The organism is Afipia sp. GW822-FHT04G07, assembly GCF_058800765.1.
Genome location: NZ_JBXAMP010000001.1, coordinates 2,289,150 through 2,313,071 on the forward strand (window position 1 = coordinate 2,289,150; position 23,922 = coordinate 2,313,071).

Annotated in this window: 16 protein-coding genes and 1 tRNA gene; 10 read left to right on the plus strand and 7 right to left on the minus strand. The window is 62.6% G+C overall.

The features are described from left to right. Positions 1-30: 30 nt before the first annotated feature. Entirely contained in the window at positions 31-8,292 is an 8,262-nt protein-coding gene (locus AC1RKJ_RS11245; protein WP_492791045.1) for a hypothetical protein, read from the minus strand. 191 nt (positions 8,293-8,483) lie between these two features. Between AC1RKJ_RS11245 and AC1RKJ_RS11250 the strand changes: the two genes are divergently transcribed. Further along, the gene (locus AC1RKJ_RS11250) at positions 8,484-10,229 is read left to right on the plus strand and encodes a winged helix-turn-helix domain-containing tetratricopeptide repeat protein (protein ID WP_492791046.1); all 1,746 of its coding nucleotides are present in this window, start codon (positions 8,484-8,486) and stop codon (positions 10,227-10,229) included. Between the two features lie 256 nt (positions 10,230-10,485). On the opposite strand, the gene AC1RKJ_RS11255 is transcribed toward AC1RKJ_RS11250, so the two are convergent. The 4 genes from AC1RKJ_RS11255 to AC1RKJ_RS11270 all read right to left on the minus strand — a co-directional run bounded on the left by AC1RKJ_RS11255 (position 10,486) and on the right by AC1RKJ_RS11270 (position 13,940). Then, a complete protein-coding gene (locus AC1RKJ_RS11255) occupies positions 10,486-11,313 on the minus strand; it encodes an acid phosphatase (protein WP_492791047.1) in 828 nt (275 codons plus the stop codon). 115 nt (positions 11,314-11,428) lie between these two features. After that, positions 11,429-12,211 (minus strand): outer membrane protein, encoded by a 783-nt coding sequence (locus AC1RKJ_RS11260; protein WP_492791048.1) that lies wholly within the window; start codon positions 12,209-12,211, stop codon positions 11,429-11,431. 135 nt (positions 12,212-12,346) lie between these two features. Next, the gene (locus AC1RKJ_RS11265) at positions 12,347-12,700 is read right to left on the minus strand and encodes an HdeA/HdeB family chaperone (protein ID WP_492792710.1); all 354 of its coding nucleotides are present in this window, start codon (positions 12,698-12,700) and stop codon (positions 12,347-12,349) included. Between the two features lie 289 nt (positions 12,701-12,989). Beyond that, positions 12,990-13,940 carry a DUF1254 domain-containing protein gene (locus tag AC1RKJ_RS11270; protein ID WP_492791049.1) on the minus strand — a complete coding sequence of 317 codons (951 nt, stop codon included), beginning with the start codon at positions 13,938-13,940 and terminating at the stop codon, positions 12,990-12,992. Between the two features lie 451 nt (positions 13,941-14,391). Here AC1RKJ_RS11270 and AC1RKJ_RS11275 point away from each other — a divergent pair, with 451 nt between their 5' ends. Beyond that, positions 14,392-15,393 carry a helix-turn-helix transcriptional regulator gene (locus tag AC1RKJ_RS11275; RefSeq protein ID WP_492791050.1) on the plus strand — a complete coding sequence of 334 codons (1,002 nt, stop codon included), beginning with the start codon at positions 14,392-14,394 and terminating at the stop codon, positions 15,391-15,393. A gap of 157 nt (positions 15,394-15,550) precedes the next feature. Here the strand turns inward: AC1RKJ_RS11275 and AC1RKJ_RS11280 are convergent. After that, positions 15,551-15,627: transfer RNA gene (locus AC1RKJ_RS11280), tRNA-Arg, on the minus strand. A gap of 117 nt (positions 15,628-15,744) precedes the next feature. Next, the gene (locus tag AC1RKJ_RS11285) at positions 15,745-17,217 is read right to left on the minus strand and encodes an ATP-binding protein (protein WP_492791051.1); all 1,473 of its coding nucleotides are present in this window, start codon (positions 17,215-17,217) and stop codon (positions 15,745-15,747) included. Positions 17,218-17,554: 337 nt separating this feature from the next. Between AC1RKJ_RS11285 and rpmH the strand changes: the two genes are divergently transcribed. The 8 genes from rpmH (at position 17,555) to AC1RKJ_RS11325 (ending at position 23,922) form a co-directional block, all read left to right on the plus strand. Next, the gene (rpmH, locus tag AC1RKJ_RS11290) at positions 17,555-17,689 is read left to right on the plus strand and encodes a 50S ribosomal protein L34 (RefSeq protein ID WP_011471298.1); all 135 of its coding nucleotides are present in this window, start codon (positions 17,555-17,557) and stop codon (positions 17,687-17,689) included. Positions 17,690-17,732: 43 nt separating this feature from the next. Continuing rightward, entirely contained in the window at positions 17,733-18,116 is a 384-nt protein-coding gene (gene rnpA, locus AC1RKJ_RS11295) for a ribonuclease P protein component (protein WP_492791052.1), read from the plus strand. A gap of 29 nt (positions 18,117-18,145) precedes the next feature. Next, complete coding sequence (gene yidC, locus AC1RKJ_RS11300) at positions 18,146-19,987, plus strand: membrane protein insertase YidC (protein WP_492791053.1); 1,842 nt, start codon at positions 18,146-18,148, stop codon at positions 19,985-19,987. Between the two features lie 106 nt (positions 19,988-20,093). After that, positions 20,094-20,759, plus strand: a complete 666-nt coding sequence (gene yihA / locus AC1RKJ_RS11305) for a ribosome biogenesis GTP-binding protein YihA/YsxC (RefSeq protein ID WP_492791054.1) — start codon at positions 20,094-20,096, stop codon at positions 20,757-20,759. A gap of 59 nt (positions 20,760-20,818) precedes the next feature. Next, positions 20,819-21,199, plus strand: a complete 381-nt coding sequence (locus AC1RKJ_RS11310; protein WP_492791055.1) for a DUF423 domain-containing protein — start codon at positions 20,819-20,821, stop codon at positions 21,197-21,199. Positions 21,200-21,275: 76 nt separating this feature from the next. After that, positions 21,276-22,172 carry an acetylglutamate kinase gene (gene argB / locus AC1RKJ_RS11315; protein WP_492791056.1) on the plus strand — a complete coding sequence of 299 codons (897 nt, stop codon included), beginning with the start codon at positions 21,276-21,278 and terminating at the stop codon, positions 22,170-22,172. Positions 22,173-22,225: 53 nt separating this feature from the next. Continuing rightward, positions 22,226-23,224, plus strand: coding sequence for a DUF1036 domain-containing protein (locus tag AC1RKJ_RS11320; protein ID WP_492792711.1), 999 nt, complete (start codon positions 22,226-22,228; stop codon positions 23,222-23,224). Next, complete coding sequence (locus tag AC1RKJ_RS11325; protein ID WP_492791057.1) at positions 23,221-23,922, plus strand: pyrimidine 5'-nucleotidase; 702 nt, start codon at positions 23,221-23,223, stop codon at positions 23,920-23,922. Before AC1RKJ_RS11320 ends, AC1RKJ_RS11325 begins: the two co-directional genes overlap by 4 nt.

Below are 23,922 nucleotides of genomic sequence, written 5' to 3' on the forward strand. Positions count from 1 at the left end.
ACATCGCTTCGCGCGCAGCTGAAATCGAGCCTACCACGCAATCTTGATACCACCTGTGCCGGCGTAAGCCAGACTTTGCGACGCAATCTGAGTCGCGAGTGAGCTGAACAGCGCCACCTGCTTCGACAAAGTGAGTTCGCTGCCGATCACGATCTGGGCTGAATCCGCCGACGCAGGCGTGCCTACGGTGCTGAACAGAAACCCCGGCGCGGTGTTGAACGATGCCGTGATACGCCGATCCGGAAAGAATTCATGAACCCATACCGCTCGCAGGTAAGGAGCCAAGGTCACGCCATCTGTTAGCGCCAACCTGCTATCCAGCTGGAGACCGAGGGACGCCGGCAGGGACATCGTCGACTGCGATTGATACGTCAGTCCGAGAATCCCAGCGGGCCCGCCGGACGCAGGTGTTTCGATGTAGCCGCGCTGCCATGTGTTCGCGAATTGCAGGGCGCCGAAAGGCGTCACCGCGATGTTGCCGGCCATGTGCCGCCATCCCAGTTCGACGCGTCCGGAAAACTGATCGCTTGCGAACTGGCCCGACACGAATTCGCTCGGAAGACCGGCGACCGCGATTTCGCGGGTCATGCGATTGTCGAAGCGGCCATAGCCAAGACTGCCGCTTAGATAAAGCGGACCATCGCGGACCGCGCCATAGACACCCAGATGTCCGCCTTCGATGCGGCCATTGGTCGAGCGGTCGGCCACGGAGTATGTCGAACTGCTTCCACCGGCGCTAAATCCGAAGACGGCATTGTCGCCGAACTGTCGCTCGACGCCAAATCCGCCGCCGGCGCTTGTCGTTGCCGACCCCGGGGCTCCCGACGCGGCGTTGCTGCCGATGGTCTGTCTCGATCCGAACGGAGCGGCCCAGGCGCGCCAGCGATCCGAGAAACTCGGCGGAGGAGCATTCCGGACATTCCGGAACGCGGTCTCCGCGATCACATCGGCAGGAGATACAGCAGCATAGGCCCGCGCGTTATCGTCGAACACGACCCCGTTGTTGTTGCCCGGCGCGCCGGCAACCCAGGAAGTCATCTGATCGAACATCATGGACGCGAAACCGGTGCCGGCGCCGAAACTGGCTTGCTGCGTGGCAGCGGTACCGCCGCCGCCGACGGCATTATAAAACTTTGACAGCGCAGGCTGGTCGGGCAGGTCGAACAGTGCCGATGCAATCGGCGCAAATGCGGGCGAACTGCGGGCGGTCTGGATGGCGTTGATCGCGTTGCCGATCGATGCGAACTGCGTCGGCAGGCCGACCGGATTGAACGTGACATTATAACCGAGCACCACGTCATTGGGATTTGGATACAGGAGTTTGTAGGTGACGATCGCGGAAGATGCCGCATCGAGCGTCAATCCGGCGTTGGTAAAGCCACCCGCTGCCGAGACAATCGTCATCTGATGATCGCCGGGCAAAACCTGCGCCTTGTTCAGGAAGTTGACCGAAACCTTTCCGGCCATGGATCCGGTGCCTGTCGCATTGATACGATCCGCCGTGCTCGGCCCGAAATCGAGGTCGAGTTGATAAGTGCCGCCCGTTGACTGCACGACATTGCCGGTCACCGCGCTCGTGAAAACATTGTTGATCGCGCCGGGCGACATCGTCCCGTTGTTGGTGAAGAAATTCCCGGTGCCGAGCATGACGCTCGCACCCATGTCGAACAAGGCTGCGGCTTTGTTGTTGAAGGCGTTGAGGCCCGTACCAAGATTAACCGAACCGATCATGGTGCCGTAGTTGTCGACCGTGTCGTCGCCACTGGTGGCGGTCATCGCATAACCGGCGATCCGGTTGATCGATGTAATCCGGCCGTGGTTGGTCAGCAGGTTGGTCGCGCCGTCGAGGAAGCCGACGCCCGCGCCGGTCCCGCTGCCGCCGGTGATCGTCGTGCCGGCGGTGACAGTGACGTCCATATTTCCATTGCCGGTGCCGCCCGCGCTCTGAACCAGCAACGCAACCGAGTTGAGGCCGATCGCCGCGACGTCGCGGTCCTGCGTCAGCGATACGCTCGCGCCGGTGCCGATACCGCCAGACGTGCCTTGAAACATGGGATCGAGGCCGAGCAAGTCCCCAGACTTGCCGACAACGCCACCGCCGCCACCCACGCTCTGCACGAAGACGCCGGCAGCGTTGTCGCCGGTCATGATAATGGAGCCGTGGTTGACGACGCTCACGGTGCCGCCATTGCCGTTGCCCTGGGCCTGGAGCGCGAACGTCGCCGCTCCGTCAGCCGTTGCGATACCGCCGCCGCCGCCAACGCTCTGCGCGAAAAGACCGACAGAGCCCGCGCCCGTCATCACAATCGTGCCGGTGGCGGAGTTCGTGATCGAGACATCGCCGCCCAATCCGACCGAGCCGGAGCCGCCGCCGATCGGAACAACGGCGCCGATGGTCGCCGCGATGGCCGAGCCTCCCGAACCGCCGCCCCCGCCGACGCTCTGCGCAAAGATCGCAACAGAGTTGATCCCTGTCGTGGTGATCGCGCCGTCATTGGTGACGCTGATCGTGCCGCCGTTGCCACCATTACCACCTGCGCCGCCCACGGCTACGGTGCCGCCGCCTGCCGTCGCCGAAACGGTCAGCGCGGCACCGCCATTGCCGCCGCCCCCGCCAACGCTCTGCGCGAAGATCGCCGTCGAACCGGCGCCCGTTGTTGTGATCGCTCCGGTCTGGCGGTTTGTGATCGTGATGTCGCCGCCGTTGCCGCTTGAACCGCCGCCACCACCCACGCCGATTCCCACCGGCGCGGCGGCGCCGTAACTTCCTGACGTGCCGCCATTACCACCGCCACCGCCGATGCTTTGCGCAAAAATGCCGAGGGCGATAGCACCATTCGTGCGGATCGCGCCGTAGTTATCAATGGTGATGGCACCACCATTGCCGGAAGATGCGCCGTTGCCGCCAACCGAAATCGAAAGCCCGATTCCTCCCGACACAACATTGCCACCTCCACCACCGCCACCGCCGACACTCTGTGCGTAGATGCCGTAAGCCATGTCGCCCGATGTCGTGATCGATCCGGTCGCGGAGTTGGTGATGGAGACCGCACCGCCATCGCCGCTCGAACCGCCTGAGCCGCCAAATGCCATCAAGCCGTTGGCCGCAGCACCGCTGCCGCCGCCACCGCCGACGCTCATGGCCATGATGCCGTTCGCGCTCGCGCCGCTCGTTACAATGGCCCCGGTGTTGGAAACGGTGACGAGGCCGCCCGAACCGGAATTTCCGCCGGTGCCACCGATGGCAAGCACACCCGATGAGGCGCGTGCCGAACCGCCGCCGCCGCCGATGCTTTCCGCCATGATGGCGTGCGACTGAGCGCCATGGGTCGTGATCGATGCATTGTTGGTGACGCTGACGATACCGCCGTCACCGCTGCCGCCGCCGTCACCGCCGATCGTGATGATGCCTAGCAGATCACCGCCGCCGCTTCCGCCGCCGCCGCCGATGCTAGACGCATAAACACCGCGCGAATTACGTCCGTTCGTGACGATGTTGCCGCCGCTCGCGATGGTGACAGTCACGTCACCGCCATTGCCGCTCGAGCCACCCGAACCGCCAATGCCGAGCAGACCAACGATACCGGGCGAGGCGTTGCCGCCGCTGCCGCCGCCGCCGCCGATGCTCTGCGCCATGATCGCATCGGAATTGACGCCGCTTGTCGTGATCGCGCCCGAACTCGTAACGGTCACGGTATTGCCGGCTCCGGAGTTGGCACCGGTGCCACCGATCGCGATCTTCGGACTGAGGGGCGTCGCGTTGCTGATCGGGATGAGAATCGTGCTGGGGTCAACCGGCAAAGGCGTCAATCCACCGCCGAGGCCGACCGAGCCGTTGCCGCCTTCGCCACCACCGCCGCCGATGCTCTGCGCAAGAATGCCGACAGAGTCGTCGCCCGTGGTGGTAATGGCACTGTGGTTGTTGACGTTCACAGTGCCGGCATCGTTGCCAGATCCGCCATTGCCGCCCACCGCAATCGCAATGTTGATGTTGGTGCCTCCGCCCGGCGACGGGCAAACCGGCAAACCGCAAGCCGCGCCGAGCGCGAAGGCAAGCGAGTTGGCTCTTCCGCCGACGCCACCGCCGCCGCCGATGCTCTGTGCAAGAATGCCATGCGCGCCATCGCCGGTGGTTGAAATTCCACCGGTCTGATCGATGGTGACATTGCCGCCAATGTTACCCGTTCCACCGTCGCCGCCGACGGCAACCGACGCGTTGACGGTATTGCCGGGACTGCCCGCAGCAAAGCCAACAACAGCGCTGATCGATCCGCCGCCATTGCCGCCGCCGCCGCCGATGCTTTGCGCCTGAATGCCGTAAGCGCCATCGCCCTGCGTGCTGAGCAGACCGTTGTTGGTGACGTTGACTGTCCCGCCTGTTCCGCCCGCGCCGCCTGATCCGCCGATCGACACGCCCATGTTGACGCTGGTGGCCGTGCCGCCGACGCCGATGGCGCTGGCGACGGAGAACCCGCCGTTGCCGCCACCGCCGCCGATGCTTTGCGCAAGGATCGCCGTGGAATCCGTTCCGCCGGTAGAAATCGCGCCTGTATTGTTGACGGTGACGGCTCCGCCCGTGCCACCGACAGCGCCCGAACCACCAAGCGCAAAGTTCACGTTGTAAGAGTTGCGCTGCGCGAAACCGCCCGCGAATGAAAAGCCGCCGCTGCCGCCGCCGGCGCCGATGCTCTGCGCCAGAATTCCGAAAGATTGCGAGCCCGACGTCGAGATGCTGCCGTTACGGGTGACGTTCACAATGCCACCATCACCACCTGCACCGCCGGAGCCGCCGATGCTCAGTGCAAGGCTGAGATTGGTATTGCAGCCGCAGTCGGGCGCCGCTGTCAGGGAGACAGCGCCTGCGAAACCACCGGTGCCGCCGCCGCCGCCGATACTCTGCGCAAAGACCGCCGCCGATGTATCGCCAACCGTCGTGAGTGAGCCGGTGCTGTTGACGGTCACAGTGTTGCCGTTGCCGCCACCGCCGCCTTTTCCGCCGACGGACGCCGTCAATGCTCCCGACATCGCCGCGGAATTGAAAGCGAGCGACATGCTCTGGCCACCGTCGCCGCCGCCGCCACCGATGCTTTGGGCCAGGATCGCATTCGAGCCCTTGCCGCTGGTGAAGATGTTGTCGACGCTCGTGACATTGACCGTGCCGGCTTGTCCGGCGGTGCCGGCATTGCCGCCAACGCTGACGCCGACATTGACAAACGTCCCGGCCGTGCCCGCCGACAGCGCGCCGCTGAAGCCGCCGCTGCCGCCACCACCGCCGACGCTCTGTGCATAGATCGCGGAGGCGTCGTCGCCGGATGTTCGCATTGTCAGGGTCGAGCCCGGCGTCGATCCGACATTGCTGTTGACCACGACGCTGCTCGCATCCTGACCGCCGCTTCCGCTGCCGCCGACACTCACGCTTCCGGCGCCCGGTCCGGTCGTCAACGTCCCGGCGACGCTGAAGCCACCGTCGCCGCCGCCGCCGCCGATGCTTTGAGCCTGAATGCCGCGTGCGCGATCACCATCGGTCGAAACCGTTCCGGTATTGGTGACGGTGACCGAGCCCGCAATGCCACCGAGGCCACCTGCTCCACCGACACTGACACCCACCGCTCCGGTTTGCGCGCCAGCCGCCGAGAGACTGAATCCGCCGTTACCGCCGCCGCCGCCGACACTCTGCGCCAGGATCGCAGTCGATCCGCTTCCGCTGGTCGATACATTGCCATTGCTCGATACGCTGACACTGGCGGCATTGCCGCCGCCCGATCCGCTGCCGCCAACACTGACGGCCGCCGCGCCAGTCACGCCGCCGCCTGCGGAGAACGCCCCCGCGACGCTGAACCCGCCATTGCCGCCACCGCCGCCGATACTTTGCGCGATGATCGCCTGCGCATTCTCACCGTGGGTCGTGATGTTACCTGTACTCGACACCGAGACTGACGAGCTTGTTTGTCCGGCACCGCCGCTGCCGCCAAGACTGATGCCGACGGACGCCGCTCCCGGAACGAGGGGCGGCGTAAAACTGAATGCGCCGCTCACCGCGAAGCCGCCGTTGCCGCCACCGCCGCCGATGCTTTGCGCAACGATGCCGCGCGATTGCGAACCGAACGCAGTGATCGCGCCATTGCTTGTCACCGACACGGTGCTTCCGGTGCCGCCGCCACCGCCGCTGCCGCCAAGACCAATCGCCGCGGCGATGCCGCCACCGCTGGCCGCAACCGCGAACCCGCCGTCGCCGCCACCACCGCCGATGCTCTGCGCGATGATGCCGTTGGAATCCCGTCCCGACGTGGTGATCGCACCGGTGTTGCTCACCGTCACGTTGTTCGCAGCGCCGCCGCTGCCGCCCTTTCCGCCCAGCCCGACGGAGACGCTGACGCCTGACAATCCGGCCGCGACAGCAAATCCGCCATTGCCGCCGCCACCGCCGATGCTCTGCGCGGAGATGCCATTCGATTGACTGCCGCTGGTGGATATGGTCGCGGCGGTCGTCACCGTGACCGACGAACCCGCGCCGCCACTGCCGCCGGTGCCGCCAAGGGCGACCGCAGCCGAGAAGTCGGTCGGGCCGGATGCGCTGACTGCGAATCCCCCGTTGCCGCCACCACCGCCGACGCTTTGCGCAAGGATACCCGAGGCGCTATTGCCGGATGTGTTGATGTTGTAGGCCGGAGTGCCGCTCGTGCCCTGCACGATCACCGCGCCCCCCGCGCCACCGGCACCGCCGCTGCCGCCCATCGCCAGACTTAAAATGCTTGTAGTGAACGCAACCGAGTTGCCGCCATTGCCGCCGCCGCCGCCGACACTCTGAGCCTGAATGCCGATTGAATTGACGCCTTGTGTGGTGATCGAGCCGCCATTGCTGACGGTCACGTTGCCGCCAACGCCGCCGCCGCCTCCGCTGCCGCCGAAGGAAAACGTGCCACCGGCTGTGCCGCCGTTGCCGCCACCGCCGCCAATGCTCTGCGCGAGAATGCCCTGAGAGTCCGCGCCCTGAGTGTTCAGCGTGCCCGTGTTGCTGACGCTGACGGTGCCGCCGGGCGTCGTCGAAGATCCGTTGCCGCCTAACGAAACGAGCCCGCCGGAATTTCCGCCGTCGCCACCGCTGCCGCCGACGCTTTGTGCGAAGATCGCGATGGACTTTGCCGCGCTGGTGGAGATGGCTCCGCTATTGGTGACCGACACATTGCCGCCGTTGCCGCCGCTCGATCCGCTGCCGCCAAGCGACACCAGACCGCCCGAACTGCCGCCACCGCCGCCACCGCCACCGATGCTCTGCGCGAAAATGCCGTAGGAGTTTGCCGCATGTGTCGTGATCGAACCGGCATTCGTAACGGTAACGGTCCCGCCATCACCAGCGCTTGCGCCGCTGCTGCCGAACGCGACGACGCCGTAGGAACCTCCACCGCCGCCGGCGAACCCGCCGATACTTGCTGCATAGATGCCGTTGGAATAGGTGCCGAATGTTTCGATGGCCGATGTCGACGTGGTCGAGACATCGACAGTCGAACCATAAGCCGCGCCGCCGCCGCTGTTCGATCCGCAATAAATTCCGGTGCAGTCGCCTGCGGAGCCTCCAGCGCCGCCGCGGCTCACGGCGCTGATGCCGTTTGCATCGGAGCCGCTGGTTCTGACAGATCCGTTGAGAGTTACCGATACCGCGTTGGCATGACCACCTTCGCCGCCGTTGCCTCCGCTTCCGCCGAGGCCGGCAGAATCGCCGCCGTTACCGCCGTCGCCGCCAACGCTGGCCGCGACAATGCCCGCCGCGCCGTTACCGGATGTCGAGATGGCGCCTGTGGCTGAAACGGTTACGGTGCCGCCGGCCCCACCGTCGCCGCCGCCGCGTCCATTGCCCGCGACATAGGCGTCGCCACCGCTACCGCCGTTGCCGCCTCGCGCTGTGACGACGATGCCGGATGCATTCGTCGTAACGATCGCACCGGAGCTTCCTGCCGAAGGATTTGCGCCGGGCTGCGAATAGGTGAGATTGAGAGTGTTGGCGCCGTTGCCGTTGTCGCCAGGCTGAACGCCGATTCCTACGCCGCCATCGCGGCCGTTGTCTCCATCATCGGCGCGGGCCGTAAGACTTAATCCCGATACGCCGCTGGAAGGCGTGACATTGTTGGTCAGGGAGTTGACGTTGAGGGTCGTGACCGAGTTGCCGTCATAGCTGACGCCGCCCGAGATATCCCCCGAGCAGTTGACGACACCGTCGCAAACGGCGGCCGCCGGAATGACCGACGCGACCAGACAGACGCAGCCGAGGACGGTGGCCCGCAACCGACGGACCATCCCAAATCGTCCCCCCTGATTCCGCAACGCTTGCCCTCCCCCCCGCAGCTAACAGCCCCGCGCTTGCAGCCCCCGGCCAGCGAAGCAGGGCATCTACATCTCATGGCGACGCAACAAGTGTCCTGAATCGGCAGGAATTTGTTCTGAAATTTTTCTGAAATTCCTTTTTCAAGCCGCGCGGGTTAAGCTGCTTGGATATTTCCTTCCTTCAGGAATGCGAGGACCGGGTGTTTCGCTTTGCGGGTTTTGCGCTGGATGAGAAGCGGGCCGAGTTGCGCGGCAACGATGGCGCGTTGATCAAGCTCCGTCCCAAGTCGTTCGACATGCTTCAACACTTCGCCAGCAATGCCGGCCGGGTCCTCAGCAAGGAGGAACTGATGGAGGCGGTCTGGCCTGACGTCCATGTCGGTGAAGACAGCCTGTTCCAGTGTATCCGCGAGATTCGCTCGGCGCTTGGCGACGACCAGCGGCAGATGGTCAGGCTTGTCTCCGGCCGCGGCTACCTGTTTGCCGCCGAGGTCTCGACCGGACCGGCCGACATCGCCACTCCCGCCCAGATTGCGCTGCCCGAGCAGGCCGTCGCGCCGACGATTATTCCTGACGCTGCAAGATCGCAGCGGATGTTCAGCCTGCGCGGGCCGGTCGCCATCGCGACCGTGGCTGCGCTTTGCATGATCATCGGGCTTGCGGTCGCGGCGCCGGCCTTCAGGTCCGGCCTCATCTTCAAGCGCACGCCGCCGACCGTTGCGGTGATGCCCATTGCCGAGTCTGGCGATTCTCCGGACGCAGGGATGGCAGGCGCTGTCACCAACCGCCTGATCGATGGCCTTGCCAGAATAGACTATATCCGGGTGATCGCGCCGCAATCGGCAGCCGACGCACATCAACCCGAGCAGGCGTCCATAACCACCGCACAAGCGGACTTCGTCGTGCGCGGCGAATTGCAGCGCGGTTCGCAAGCCTGGACCCTTCAGGCGCGCATGATCGAAACGGCGACTGGTGATATCCATTCCGTCGCCACGGTTTCGGTCGACCTCAACGACCTCGATCTGCAACTCCAGCAATCGCGGCTTGCGGCGGGAGCCGGTCATCAGCTTGCGCAGCAATTGAACCGGCTGCTGGAGAACAAGAAATCCGCGACCGGAGTCTCGCCCACCGGCAAGGCCAGAGTCACGATCGAACAGGCGACCGCCTCGATCAATCAAACATCACGCGAGCGCTTTGGCGTCGCCCAGACGATGTTGCAGAAGGAGCTTCTCGCCGAGCCCGATAACATCGACATCGCTGTCGCGCTCGCTGCACTCCAGATGCGCGGCATCCAGATGGTCTGGTACACCCCGACCGATGCGATCGCGGCGGAAGCGCAAGCCGGCGCGACGCTGGAGCGCGCGCTGCGAGCGAAACCCGACTCGATCCCGGTGCTGGAGACCTATTGCCGCTTCCTGAGCGCAACCAATCGTTTTGCCGACAGTCTTGTAACCTGCGCAAAGGCGCTGAATTACGATCCGTGGAATGGGCTTGCTCTTTATCTTGTCGGCCTCGGCCAGATTCACCTCGGCCGTTTTGAAGATGCGCTCGCAACATTCCAGCAAGCCGACCGTTTCGATACGCCGCGCGTGTCGCGCTGGACGTGGCTGCTCGGCGCGGGTTGGGCGAATGCTCTGCTGGATCGATACGACGATGCGCTGCCATGGGTGCAGCGATCAATCGACATTACGCCGGCGTCGGGGCGCTCGCACATGCTGCTGGCAGCAGTCTATCAGAAGCTGGGCCGTATCGACGACGCAAGGGCGGCCATGAAAAAAGGGCTGGAGTTACGGCCCGGCACCACGGCGCTGAACGTCTCCCCTCCGACGAAGAATGCCAGCCCGTCATTCGTGGAAGGGTCCGAGCGCCTGATCCGGTCCATGGTTGCGGCCGGGCTGCCGGAGGGCTGAACCCGACGGTACTTATCCGCAGGGATAAATACGAGTGCCTACCTCAACGGAGGTCAGCACCAGGTTCGAGATTTTATTTAAGTGATGGCAAAATGGCGCGCCATTCAGAATAAAACTGCGAACTCTTATACTATTGAAATTGTTACTTAATCCTACCAACGTCGAACGCTTCAGGTCGCGAGTTCGCGTTTCAAGCGGATGGTCCGGAAACCCGGATTAGCGCGATTGTTTCGATTGAAGGCCCTTCAGCGCCCGCTTATTGCGCCGACAAGACTGCGGCTTCGGCAGCGCAATCCGGCATCAAAGCTGATGGCGTCGCCTTGGCTGCGTTCACCTCCGCTTCTGCCGCCTTGAGATCGGCAAGAAAGGCCGGATCGGTCTGCAACCGCGCAACGGTCGCCGCTCCCATGATGCGCCCCGCATCGACGTCGCTCTGCCAGTGAGCGTTGCAGATCACCCGACTCTGGCCGAAGGCCAGACCACGCCGGAACAGCTCATTCGAGCGTTCGGGATTGATCTGTGAGAAAACCAGCGCCCATCCCCATCCGGCAGCGGTGTGGCCGGAGGGGTAGGAGCCGTCCCCCCGCAAGATCGCTTCCTGATCCGCTCTGCATGTCGCCTCCTCATGGACGACGAAGGGCCGAACACGATTGTACTTGTTCTTTACACCGTAGGTGGAGAGTCCGAAGTCGGACAACACCTTTTGCATCATGGCATAGAGCCGAGGGGTCTGCGTTTCGGTGATCTTGATACCCATCGCGCAGGAAAAATTGTCGGCCGCCTGCGGGAAGGCGAGATCGGCGTCTGTGATAGCAAGCTTCCAGCGGTCGGTGCCTCGCAGCGGGATCGTCGCCTTGCGCGCCTCTTCGTCCCTGGCCAGAGCCGCCGAACCCGCCTCAGGGGGCGGACCCAGCAGCACCAAGCTGTTCGGCAATTCGGACGGCTTCAGATAGCCGGGTGCAATCTTGAAATGTGGATCAGTGACGTTCGGTCGAGCTTCGCTCGATTGCGCGAGGGCCTGCCCGCAAATCGCGAGCAGCAAGAAGATGGATGCACCTGCGGGTCGAGCCAGGTTCGCAGTCATGGATCGTCTCCGTTCATTTCAATATCGCCGAGATGATCAAGCGACTGGAATTCCTTGAAATACGGGTCCCGACCGTCTGGCCGAGGCGCGCCACAAGGTGAGTGAGAGTTGCCGGTTAGAAACGGTAGGTTGCTGCAACGGCGGGACCGTGCAGGGTTACGTCGTACGAAAATCCGCCGTTGCGATAGTCGACGTGCAATGCGCGATAGCCGGCTTTCAACGTCCAGTTTTCATTCCATGCGTAGTTGACCGTACCCAATGCCTGCCACGTCGAGCGCGAGCCGACACCAAAGCCGCCAACGTCGCCTGCGACCGTCAAGGTCCATGGGCCGCCGAGATTCAGTCCGAGCCGGGCACCGAACGTGGGATCCGCCCACGTCTCGGATTGGCGATGATCAACGTGAAGATTCGCCAGACCAGGCTGGATCTCCAGCTTGTTGTTCAGGTTCCAGAACCGGATGCCTGCTCCGACATCCAGCGAAAGAGCCGCGTCCTCGTAAGTCCGGTAGAGGGCCGAGACTTGAATGGTCGTGCTTTGGGAGCGCACCTTCAGCGATGAGAAGAACGGACCAGGCAGGTTGCCTCCGGCCGTAACCTGACCAAATTGCCCGTCGACCAGAAAGCTCCACCGATCAGCGCGCATTTCTGCGGCAATCATCATCCCGCCGTCCAATTCCTTGAGGACATCTCGGAAACGGAGGCTGATGTCTGCTGCCGGCAGTGGCGGGAACGTCGCGCTCTTTCCGTCAATCGCGGTTGCCCAGAGATAGCTTGTGACGGAGAAGCTTGGTGCTGATGCGATGACAGGAGTGCGCGGCGAGCCGGGCTGTGGAAGATCGGAGGCCCAAGCTGGCATGTGCAATGATGCCGACGTCAACCCGATGACGAGATAGCGCACAACTTCCCCTGACATTGATGTCTTGACCTTGGCGCTTCCACAGCGTCACCGCCGCCACACGCAGCCACAGGACACGCGAGGAGGTGAACCGGCGCACGATCGGGCGGCACCCGATCGCGCGCGCTGCGTTCGTGTTTACTTCATCTTGATTCCCGCCGCGGCTCGCGCGTCTTTGAAGACAACGGCGATCGCCTCGATCATCTTTTTGCTCGGATTGGCTTTGCAATACACGATCACCTCGTGCTCGAGCTCTTTTCCTCGCTTGATGTTCAACAGGTGCTTGCGAGCAAGGCCATTGTACCAGCCGCTGTACCAGCTGGTGAGCATGTCCGCATCCTGCTGCCACGTGCCGGCGAGTTGAGCGCACGTCAGTTTTTGAACGTCCAAATACCCGTTGGCGTCGGCGTAGGTGCTGAGGTCGGTCTGCGCGCGCGCCGCTTGCATCGATGTGACGCCGACGACTGCTGCGATGATCAGTGTTCTGAACATAATGGTACCAATTCCACTTTCGGAAGCATCAGGGAGGCGGAATAGACAGCCGAGCTGGCGCCGATCCACTTGCGGATCATTTTGTGCGCACGCAGATCGCCAGTCTTGCCATTTCGTGCCAATCGCTATGCGGCGACCGCATTCCCCATCTAGAGACAAAGACGCGAACTGCGATCGCTTTTTTGCTTCGCTATGACATCAGCGGCAATTCGGGATGCGGGCGATTGAGGTGTGACAGTGAGGGGCGACGAAACCGATGTCTCCTCCTCGAAAGCCAATCCTTTGAGACTTAGATTGAGGGCTTCGCCTCCGGGAGTTTCCACTTGCCGCTGGCAAGGGGTTGCTCTGGCCGATAAAGCCGGACGGTGTAGTTCCAGCCTTCAACGATCGGCAGACAGTTCGGGATCTTGCCGTCACAGCCGCCGAACTGCACGGTCACAGAGCCGTCGGCATTCTTTTTCGCGGTGATGTCGTTGATCGAATAGGCATTGTATTCGTTTTTCTCGAAGAAGCCCTTCGCGTTGTACACGCTGACCGACCAGAACTCCTTCACCGGCACAGTCTTCGGCATATTGAAGGTGTAGACCGTCTTGCCGTCGTTCTTCGCAGGCGTGAAGCTTACGTAGATGGCGTCCTTGTCCGGAATGCCGCCCCATCCGGCAGCGGTGCCGATCAGGTGTTGGATCGGATCGACCTGGCCACGGGCGCCAAAGGAACCGCGAAACGACGTCTGGAACTTTGCCAGTCCGAGCAGCGCATTGCGGACGTCCGTCAGGCTTCCTTCATCCCAGTTTGGAAGCTCGAGCTTGCCTGTCGCCTTCTGGCTGACCTTGATGGCGTCCTGAAGCTTGTGGACCTCACCAAGGTCCTTCGGATCATTGGGATTAACCAGCGTCCGGATAGCGACGAAGGCATACCGGGTGCCAACAGATTTCTGCGTCAACGTAACCGGCTTTGTGCCGTAGGCGACGATTGGCAGGTAATGATCCTGATCGACGACCATCATCGACATGTAGCGCTTGCCCGTGTCGGGCAGCGAGAGCGTGACCGATCCGCCGGCAAGATCGAACACCGCAAACGAATAGAGCGTATCCCGATTCATGCGGATGACCGTTTGCTTATCGATCGATACGGGCTCCCGGGAATGCTGAAATTTGCCCAGCCCGCCTACGGCCTTTGCATTCGCCGCAAGGTAATGGTCGGTCTCGGCGCGGGCGAAATTGTCAACGGTGACCGGCATTTTGCTGTCTGGCGTCTGGGCAAATGCTGCACCGGTCAGTGCAACTGAAGCAAATGCGAGACTGATTCCAACCGAGTGGAACATGGACATACCTCTTCATTCAAAGCCGTGCTGAGTAACGGCGCGGGACCATTCCGCACGGCGCGGCGCGGGACAAGTCAAATGCCATCTAACCGATCACTGTCTGATCGGCATCCGAACTCTGTTCGGATCATTTTGAGAATAGACAGATCGCTAGTCTTGCCATTTCGCGCCAATCGCTAGCGACCGGGCCATCTGCAGGTGAATTATTACCACTGCGCACGCTGCGGCTACTTTGACGCGAACCGCTACGCTTCAAGACCGGCATGTGCCGGCAACAGAACGGCGAAATCTCGATGCTCGCCGGTAGCGAATCCGGCCAAATTCTGGTTGGTGGAAAGCTTCAACTCTATGATCGCGACGAGATCCGATGGTTAACATCCCTTTGACGCGCTGCCAGTTTCTTCTTCCTTTCGCCGGGATTCTTGACGATATCGGCGCGCCGACGAATTCGCTTCTGGAAAAGTTTCGGCTTCCGTCGTCTCTCGAGGCAAAGAGCGATCTCTACATCCCGCTACTGCCGGCAATCCGCTTCATGGAAACCGCCCAGAAAAGCCAGGGTATTGAAGAATTCGGATTCCTGGCCAGTCAGCGGCTGCACTTTTCCCATCTGCGAGAAAAAACTCGGGCCTTGATCGCTCACTCCCCGACATTGCTTGTTGCGCTACAGCATTCCTGCAGATGGGCGTCGCGGGAGGATACAATTCTGAATATGTGGATCGAGCACGACGACGATCACGTGCGGATTTGCAGCAGGCTCGCCGGGACAACCGGGCTCTTGCATCTGGAACACGCGCAATGGATCCAGAACATTTGCTCCATACACATCGTCCGGCAGTTTACAGGGCCGGACTGGATGCCGGCGACGATCGCCTTTGAAGCTCGCTACACGCCGAGTCCGGCGACGCAATCCTCCTGGCCAAATGTACGTTTTCTGTCGGGCCAGCACGCCGCTTGGATCGATGTGCCGAGCTCGCATCTGAGTCTCTCTAACTGCCCGATCGAAATAAGTCCGTCGCCGCGCGATGACGAAGATGGCCCTTCTGGCTATGACATCGTTGACTTACTTAAACTGATGCTGCCGTCCTATCTGGACGAAAGAACTCCATATCTTGCTGAAGTCGCGGAGATGGCGGGCGTTAGCACACGAAGCTTTCAACGCAAGCTCTCGCACATCGGCCTTACGTATTCAGACTTACTCGACACCGTCAGATATGAGAACGCGAGTAAGCTTTTGCGTGACACTGATTCCAAGATTATCGAAATCGCATTTTCTTCCGGCTACACGGATCCGGCACACTTCAGCCGCGCCTTCCGCCGAATTGCCGGTGTTACGCCGCGACAGTTTCGCGAGCAATCGCGGCTACGATAAGCGCCACCCGCAAGCGGACGTCGCCAAGGTCGCCTATGGGGCAGAACGCGAAAACCCTCGACCTGTCTGCAACGTCAGCTATCTGAAGAACACGGAAGAATACCACCGCGCCCACGAGCCGACATAGTTCGCAGTTTTATTCCGAATGGTGGGAAAATGGCGCGCCCGAAGAGATTCGAACTCCTGACCCCTAGATTCGTAGTCTAGTGCTCTATCCAGCTGAGCTACGGGCGCGCATTTCGCGGATTTGAGGGCCGGAGGCCGCTCCGCGAAAGAGCGCCATAGCTACCGGCTCCGGGATGGCTTTGCAAGATCGATAGGCAAGGGATTTCGGGCCAAAACGCAGGTTTTTCAAGCCCGGGCCCGCGCCTCCCGGTGGCTGAGCAGCTCCACGGCACGATCCGGAATCGTGATTCGGAACGCGGCTCCGATGGTCCCTTCTACCAGATGAAGCTCGCCGCCATGCGCGCGGACCAGTTCCGCTGCAATCGCGAGCCCCAATCCGGTCCCGCCGTCGCGTGACGAGCCCTGAAAGGCCTCGAACAAATGCGCGCGCGCCTTCTCCGGGATGCCGGGGCCGGTGTCCGAAATTTCCACGATGGTCACGCTGCCCTCGCGGCGGCCGGTGACGCGGATCTGCCGCGCCGCGTTCGATCTGTCGCTCCCCAGCGCCTGTGCTGCGTTCCGTACGAGATTCAGCAGCACCCGGAACATCTGATCGGGGTCGGCATCGACGGTGAGCCCGCGCTCGATGGCGCTGATCCACTCAATCGACGTGTCAGAGGCGATCCCCGCCGATTCGCGGACCTCATTGATGATCGGCTCGATCAGGATCATGCGGCGGTCGGGCGGCGCTTCCTGCGCCTTGCCATAAGAGAGTGTCGACTGACAAAACGCGATGGCGCGCTCCAGCGAGCGCATCAGCTTCGGCGCGAACCGCTGCACGCGCGGATCGGGCACGCTCGCCAGCTGATCGGACAGCAATTGCGACGACGCCAGCAGATTGCGCAGGTCGTGGTTGATCTTCGACACCGCAAGGCCGAGCGCCGCGAGATGGCTTTTCTGATGCAGCATCGACACGAGGTCGCGCTGCATGTCGGAAAGCTCCCGCTCCGCGAGGCCTATTTCATCGCTGCGTTTCGAGGGTTCGATGATCCGCGCCGTGCTTTCCGGATTCTCATGGAAGGCGACGAGGTTGGCCGTGACGCGCCGCATCGGCCGCACGAACAGATGGTGCAGGGCGTAATAAATCAGCCCCGCGGTGATGATCGCCATCACCAGCGACAGCAGCAGCACGTTGCGCGAAAAGCGGAACATCGCGGCGCGCAGCGGCTTCTCGTCGACCACCACCTCGATGAACTGCCCGCTGCCGGGGGCGGGGCCGAGGATGCGCATCACTTCGTCGCCGCTGTCGAGCATCACCTGGAATGCATCGACGATGGCCGACCACGCATTCATGTCGCGCATGTCGACATCGTGGTCGATCTTCGCCGGCATGTCCGCTGCCGCCAGAAGCCTGCGCTGCTGGCCGGTCTTGATGGCGACGGCGCGGGCACCGATGCTCGCCAGAATCTGCCGGGCCAGCGCGTCGGGCACCATGCCGCTCGGAGCGGCGTCCAGCACCAGCGCCGCCGTGCTGGCCGCAGCCAGCCGGTCGTTGAGCCGGTTCATCCGGAAATTGGCGATGGAAGGAACGTAGATCAGGACTTCGGCGATCAGAATCAGCGGAATGGTCAGCAGCAGCAGCTTGCCGGACAGCCCGAACCGCAGCCCGGTTGGGGGCCGGGCCGTGCTCCGATTGGGCTCTGGGCCGGATACCGCCATGGAATAAAAAGCCTGTCTTTTGCCGTGATTTCCCCGCGCAGGATGCGCCCGGCCGGGAGCCGGGTCAAACCCCGGAAATATCTATGGTTTAGGCCATAGCATGCCCCCGGCTGCCCAACCGGCTCCAGTTCATGTTAATAGCTCTCTCGATTGACGAAAACGGGAGCCTCCCGTATAAGCCGCGCCAACTGTCCTCGATGGCCCGACTTGACCGGGCCGGTTCATTTTGGATCGAAATTGGTCCTCTTCAGGGCCAACATCGCAGGATTTCATCTCAATATCGGCGAATTGCCTCCGACACGTTGGTCGGACGAGCATTTGGCAGCGGAGAACGACCGTGAAGCGGACTTATCAACCCAGCAAACTGGTGCGCAAGCGCCGTCACGGCTTCCGTGCCCGTCTCGCGACTGTCGGCGGCCGCAAGGTTCTCGCCGCCCGCCGTGCGCGTGGCCGCAAGCGTTTGAGCGCCTGACCGGACCTTATCCGAGACACTTTCCCATGCGCCGGTTGAGATCATGGACCGGTTGAAGCAGCGCGCGGATTTCGTCGCAGCGGCCAGTGGACCACGCATGGCCGGCCCCGCCTTTGTGGTGCAGACCCGCGCGCGCGACGACGGTGGCCCGGTACGCGTCGGTTTCACTGTGACCAAAAAGGTCGGCACCGCCACGGAACGCAACCGCGTCCGGCGCAGGCTTCGCGAATTGGTGAAGCGACTCGACGTCATATCCATGCGACCTCACCATGATTATGTGATAGTGGGCCGTCGTGCCGCGCTGGACCGCGGCTTTGAAACCATGTTCAACGATCTGCGCTCGGCGCTCAGCCGCCTCGAGCGCCAGACGTCGAGACAGTCCAGCGCCTTAAACACTGCGAATTCCCAAACCCGCCCGGTCGAATGACGCGACCTGAACGATGCGAGCCCTAGAGAATGATTGAAAATCGCAACACCATCCTCGCCGTCATTCTGTCGGGCCTCGTGCTGATCGCATGGCAGTATTTCTACAACATTCCCACGATGGAAAAGCAGCGCGCCGCGCAGCAGGCCGAGCTTGCGCAGAAGCAGGCGGCTAACCCCGCGCCGACGCCGGCCAATCCTGCATCGCCGCAGCCGGGAGCGACCTCGCAGGCCCCCGTTCCGGGCGGTCCAACCGTCACGCCGGCCGCGAACGTACCTGTGCAGAGCCGGTCCACCGTGATCGCCGCCGGCCCGCGCGTGAAGATCGAAACGCCGAGCATCAGCGGCAGCATCGCGCTGACCGGCGGCCGCATCGACGACGTCGCGCTGGTGAAGTATCGCGAAACCGTCGATCCGAAATCGCCCGCGATTGAGCTGTTCTCGCCATCGGGCACCAAGGAGCCGTTCTACGCCGAATTCGGCTTCGTGCCGGCCGCAGGCGCGACGACGAAAATGCCGGACAAGGACACCGTCTGGAAACAGGAAGGCGCGGGCTCGCTGACGCCGGCGACGCCGGTCACGCTGACCTGGAATAACGGTCAGGGCCTGACCTTCAAGCGCACCATTTCCATCGACGACAAGTATCTCTTCACCATCAAGGATGACGTCGCGAATGTCGGCGACGCTCCGGTGACGCTGTATCCATTCGGCTTGATCTCCCGCCACGGCGCGCCGCACGTCTCGGGCTACTACATCCTGCACGAAGGCCTGATCGGCGTTCTCGGCGACCAGGGCCTTCAGGAATACGGCTACAAGAAAATCGACGACGCCAAGGCGGTGGAATTCAAGGTCACCAACGCGTGGATGGGCATCACCGACAAGTACTGGGCCGCGACGCTGCTGCCGAGCCCGAAGGCCTCGTTGCAGGCGCGCTACTCGTCGAACCTCGTAGGCACCCTGCGGACCTACCAGACCGATTACCTGCTCGACCCGATGACGGTCGCAATCGGCGGCACCGCGACGACGACGACCAGCCTGTTCGCAGGCGCCAAGGAAAGCGCCACCGTCGACACCTATGACAAACAGCTCGGCCTCAACAAGTTCGACCGTCTGATCGACTGGGGCTGGTTCTACTTCATCACCAAGCCGATGTTCTGGGCCATCGACTGGTTCTTCCACATCTTCGGCAACTTCGGCGTCGCCATCCTGGCGGTGACGGTGCTGGTCAAGCTGATCTTCTTCCCGCTCGCCAGCAAGTCCTACGCGTCGATGGCCAAGATGAAGGCCGTGCAGCCGCAGCTCGCCGCGTTGAAGGACAAGTATCCTGACGACAAGATGAAGCAGCAGCAGGAGATGATGGAGATCTACAAGAAGGAGAAGATCAACCCGATCGCGGGCTGTCTTCCGATTCTGATCCAGATCCCGGTGTTCTTCTCGCTCTACAAGGTTCTGTTCGTCACCATCGAAATGCGGCACGCGCCGTTCTTCGGATGGATCAAGGACCTCTCCGCGCCGGATCCGACTAACCTGTTCAACCTGTTCGGCTTGCTGGCGTTCGACCCGACCCAGCTTCCGGTGCTCGGCTATTACCTGCACCTCGGCATCTGGCCCATCATCATGGGCATCACGATGTGGTTCCAGATGAAGCTGAACCCGACCCCGCCGGATCCGACGCAGAAGATGATCTTCGACTGGATGCCGCTGATCTTCACCTTCATGCTCGCAGGTTTCCCGGCCGGTCTCGTGATCTACTGGGCCTGGAACAACCTGCTGTCGGTGCTGCAGCAGAGCTACATCATGCGCAAGAACGGCGCGAAGGTGGAACTGTTCGATAATCTGAAGGCGGTGTTCGCCGGCAGCAAGAAAACGACGTAGCCCGGCGCCCGCTATTGCCTGCGCTTTCGTCATGCCCGGCTTCGTGCCGGGCATGATATTATTGGAGACGTCGTGATTTCATCGACGCATGACTGGATACCTTCGCATGAACGATAAAACCGATGCGGAGCTGATCGAGGCCGGACGAAAGATCTTCGCGGGCGACTGGCAATTCTTCTGGGCCTCGCCGTCGATCGAGACGCTGCCGCCGATGGCCGGCGTCGAGGTCGCATTCGCCGGCCGTTCCAATGTCGGCAAGTCGAGCCTCATCAACGCCCTGACCGGCCGCAACGCATTGGCGCGCACCTCGCACACGCCGGGCCGCACCCAGGAACTGATCTTCTTCGAAGGCCCGACGCCTGCGGACGGCAAGGATGCCGGGCTGCGGCTGGTGGACATGCCGGGCTACGGCTATGCGTCCGCGCCGAAAACCAAGGTCGCGTCGTGGACCACGCTGATCCACAAATTCCTGCAAGGCCGCGCCAACCTCGCCCGCGTCTATGTGCTGATCGACTCGCGGCACGGCTTCAAGGACGTTGATGCCGAAATTCTGAGAACCCTCGACAAGTCCGCCATGAGCTATCAGGTGGTGCTGACCAAGGCCGATCAGGTAAAAAAGTCCGAACTCGAAGCGACCATGGCCGCCACCCTCGCGACGCTATCGAAACATCCGGCGGCGTTTCCGGAATTGCTGGTCACATCCTCGCGCACCGGCGACGGCATGCCCGAACTGCGCGCCGCCATGATCCGTCTTTTGAGGGAAAGGGCATGATCACGAAAAGTGGGAACCGGTTTTCGGTTCAGATCATGCCCAAACAGAAAGATTAGTGGATGACCCAGAATGGCGCGTTACGCCTCGCGGTCGCGCTGGCCGGATTGATGGGCGCCGCGGGTGTCGCGCTGGCTGCCGCCGCAGCCCATCAGCCTGACGCAACACGGCTTGGCTCCGGGTCTTCAATGCTGCTGTTCCACGCCAGCGCCGTGGTCGGCGCTGCGCTGCTGACCGGACACGGCATCGCCCAGCGTCACCTGGGCCTCACCGCGACCTTTGGCTTCATCGTCGGCGCTGCGCTGTTCGCGGGCGATCTGGTGATGCGCCAGTATGCCGGTCACGGATTGTTCACAATGGCTGCCCCGACCGGCGGCACGCTGCTGATCTTAAGCTGGCTTGTGCTGGCGATCGCCGCCGCCTGGCCGCGACGGGCTGCCTGATCCGCTATGCGGGCGCTTTGCGCCGCTGCCGCAATCGGCTAAACCCCTGCCACCCCCGCGTGAACGAGATCCCCTCATGATCGATTTGCACGACATCAGCCCGCAGGATCAGGCCCGCATCCTGTCCGAAGCGCTGCCGCATATGCAGCGGTACGACGAGGAAACCATCGTCATCAAATACGGCGGCCACGCCATGGGCGAGGAAAATCTCGCCAGGCAGTTCGCCCGCGACATCGTTCTGCTCGAACAGACCGCGATCAATCCCGTGGTCGTGCATGGCGGAGGACCGCAGATCGCCGCGATGCTGACGCGCCTCGGCATCAAGTCGGAATTCGCCTCCGGACTGCGCATCACCGACGCAGCGACCATCGAGATCGTCGAAATGGTGCTGGCCGGGTCGATCAACAAGCAGATCGTCAGCCACATCAACGAGGCCGGCGGCAAGGCAGTGGGCCTTTGCGGCAAGGACGGCAACATGGTGACCGCCACCAAGGCGACGCGCACCATGGTCGATCCCGGCTCGAACATCGAGAAGGTGATCGATCTCGGCTTCGTCGGCGAACCCGACAAGGTCGATCTTACGCTGCTCAATCAGTTGATCGGTTACGAACTGATCCCGGTGCTGGCGCCGCTGGCGTCATCCGCCACCGGCCAGACCTTCAACGTCAACGCCGACACCTTCGCCGGTGCGGTCGCCGGTGCATTGAAGGCCAAGCGCCTTTTGCTCCTGACGGACGTGCCGGGCGTGCTCGACAAGTCGAAGAAGCTCATTCCCGAACTGTCGATCAAGGACGCGCGCAAGCTGATCGCCGACGGCACGATTTCCGGCGGCATGATCCCGAAGGTCGAAACCTGCATCTACTCGCTGGAAGCCGGGGTCGAGGGCGTGGTCATCATCGACGGCAAGACACCGCACGCGGTGCTGCTCGAACTGTTCACCAATCAGGGCACGGGAACGCTGATCCACAAGTGATGACAATTCAGACCGTCATTGCGAGCGAAGCGAAGCAATCCACGCGACTAAAAATGGATTGCTTCGTCGCGCTTCTCGCAATGACGATTCTGGCTGTTGCCACCCCCGCCCGCGCCGACCTGAAAATCTGCAACCGCATGAGTTACGTGGTCGAAGCCGCCATCGGCATCGACGACAAGACTGCGACCGCGACGCGCGGCTGGTTCCGCATCGATCCGGCGACCTGCCGTGTGGTGGCGACCGGGACCATTGCCGCGGATCGCATTCTGCTTCATGCGCGCTCGCTTCCCGTTTATGGCGCATCGCCTGCGCCGCAGAACGGCACCGACAATCTCTGCATTGCGCCGAAGGATTTCGTCATCGCGGCCGCGCGGAGCCAGTGTCGCGGCGGCCAGAGCGCAGCCGCCTTCACCGAGATCAAGCCAACCACCGGCGAGGACGGCCACCAGGTCGCGTATCTGGCGGAAGGCGCGGAATATGACGACGAACAGGCGCGGCTTGCGGCGATCCAGCGGCTGCTGGTGATCGCGGGCTACGACGCCGCGCCCATCGACGGCGTGGACGGGCGAAAGACACAGAATGCGCTTGCCGCGTTCCTGAAAGCGCGCGGGCTCAACGCGGATGCTACGCAGGCCCCGAACTTCTTCGAGACCATGATCGCCGCGGTGGAATCTCCCTCCGGCACCGGCCTCACCTGGTGCAACGACACGCGGTATCGCGTGATGGCCTCCATCGCCACCGACGACGGCAAGGCCGTCACCAGCCGCGGCTGGTATCGCATCGAGCCCGGCAAATGCCTGCACCCGGATGTGACCGGCCAGCCGCGCAGGATTTTCAGCTTCGCCGAGGCAGTCGATACCGATGGCCGCACCATCAAGATCAACAGCCGCCCGCTGAACTGGGGCGGCAGCACGACGCTCTGCACCCGCGAGACGCAATTCGAGTTCACCGAGCAAGGCGACTGCGGCGCGCGCGGCCTCAACGCCAGCGGCTATGAACGCATCGACATGGCCGCGGGCACGGGCAAGACCTTACGATTTGGAATGCCATGACAAAAAAAGAAAAACGCGGCTTCGCCCATATCGAGACATGGGTGTTCGATCTCGACAACACGCTCTATCCGCATCACGTCAATCTCTGGCAACAGGTCGACGTGCGCATCCGCGATTTCGTCGCGCAATATCTAAAGGTGCCGAAGGACCAAGCCTTCAAGATCCAGAAGGATTACTACAAGCGCTACGGCACCACCATGCGCGGCATGATGACCGAGCACGGCCTCAAGGCCGACGACTTTCTCGCCTATGTGCATGAGATCGACCATTCGCCGCTGGAGCCCAATCCGGTGATGGGCGCTGCCATCGAGAAACTGCCCGGCCGCAAGCTGATCCTGACCAACGGCTCGCGCGCCCATGCCGGCAAGGTGCTGGAGCGCCTTGGCATCGCGAAAAACTTCGAGGACGTGTTCGACATCGTCGCTGCCGAACTGGAGCCGAAGCCCGCACGGCAGACCTACATGAAATTCCTCAAGCTGCACGGCGTCGATCCGGCGAAGGCCGCGATGTTTGAGGATCTGGCGCGCAACCTGGTGACGCCGCACGATCTCGGCATGACCACCGTTCTGGTGGTGCCCGACGGCACCAGGAATGTGGTGCGTGAGGATTGGGAGCTGGAAGGCCGCGACGCCGCCTATGTGGATCACATCACGGACGACCTGACCGGGTTTTTGGCGGCGATAAAGCCCTCAAACTGA

Coding starts and splice junctions, on each gene's coding strand:
- AC1RKJ_RS11275 (WP_492791050.1), top strand. CDS start 14,392: ATGGTTAACATCCCTTTGACGCGCTGCCAGTTTCTTCTTCCTTTCGCC.
- argB (WP_492791056.1), top strand. CDS start 21,276: ATGATCGATTTGCACGACATCAGCCCGCAGGATCAGGCCCGCATCCTG.
- AC1RKJ_RS11270 (WP_492791049.1), bottom strand. CDS start 13,940: ATGCCGGTCACCGTTGACAATTTCGCCCGCGCCGAGACCGACCATTAC.
- AC1RKJ_RS11325 (WP_492791057.1), top strand. CDS start 23,221: ATGACAAAAAAAGAAAAACGCGGCTTCGCCCATATCGAGACATGGGTG.
- yihA (WP_492791054.1), top strand. CDS start 20,094: ATGAACGATAAAACCGATGCGGAGCTGATCGAGGCCGGACGAAAGATC.
- AC1RKJ_RS11285 (WP_492791051.1), bottom strand. CDS start 17,217: ATGGCGGTATCCGGCCCAGAGCCCAATCGGAGCACGGCCCGGCCCCCA.
- rnpA (WP_492791052.1), top strand. CDS start 17,733: ATGGACCGGTTGAAGCAGCGCGCGGATTTCGTCGCAGCGGCCAGTGGA.
- AC1RKJ_RS11320 (WP_492792711.1), top strand. CDS start 22,226: ATGGATTGCTTCGTCGCGCTTCTCGCAATGACGATTCTGGCTGTTGCC.
- AC1RKJ_RS11265 (WP_492792710.1), bottom strand. CDS start 12,700: ATGTTCAGAACACTGATCATCGCAGCAGTCGTCGGCGTCACATCGATG.
- AC1RKJ_RS11310 (WP_492791055.1), top strand. CDS start 20,819: ATGACCCAGAATGGCGCGTTACGCCTCGCGGTCGCGCTGGCCGGATTG.
- AC1RKJ_RS11245 (WP_492791045.1), bottom strand. CDS start 8,292: ATGGTCCGTCGGTTGCGGGCCACCGTCCTCGGCTGCGTCTGTCTGGTC.
- yidC (WP_492791053.1), top strand. CDS start 18,146: ATGATTGAAAATCGCAACACCATCCTCGCCGTCATTCTGTCGGGCCTC.
- AC1RKJ_RS11255 (WP_492791047.1), bottom strand. CDS start 11,313: ATGACTGCGAACCTGGCTCGACCCGCAGGTGCATCCATCTTCTTGCTG.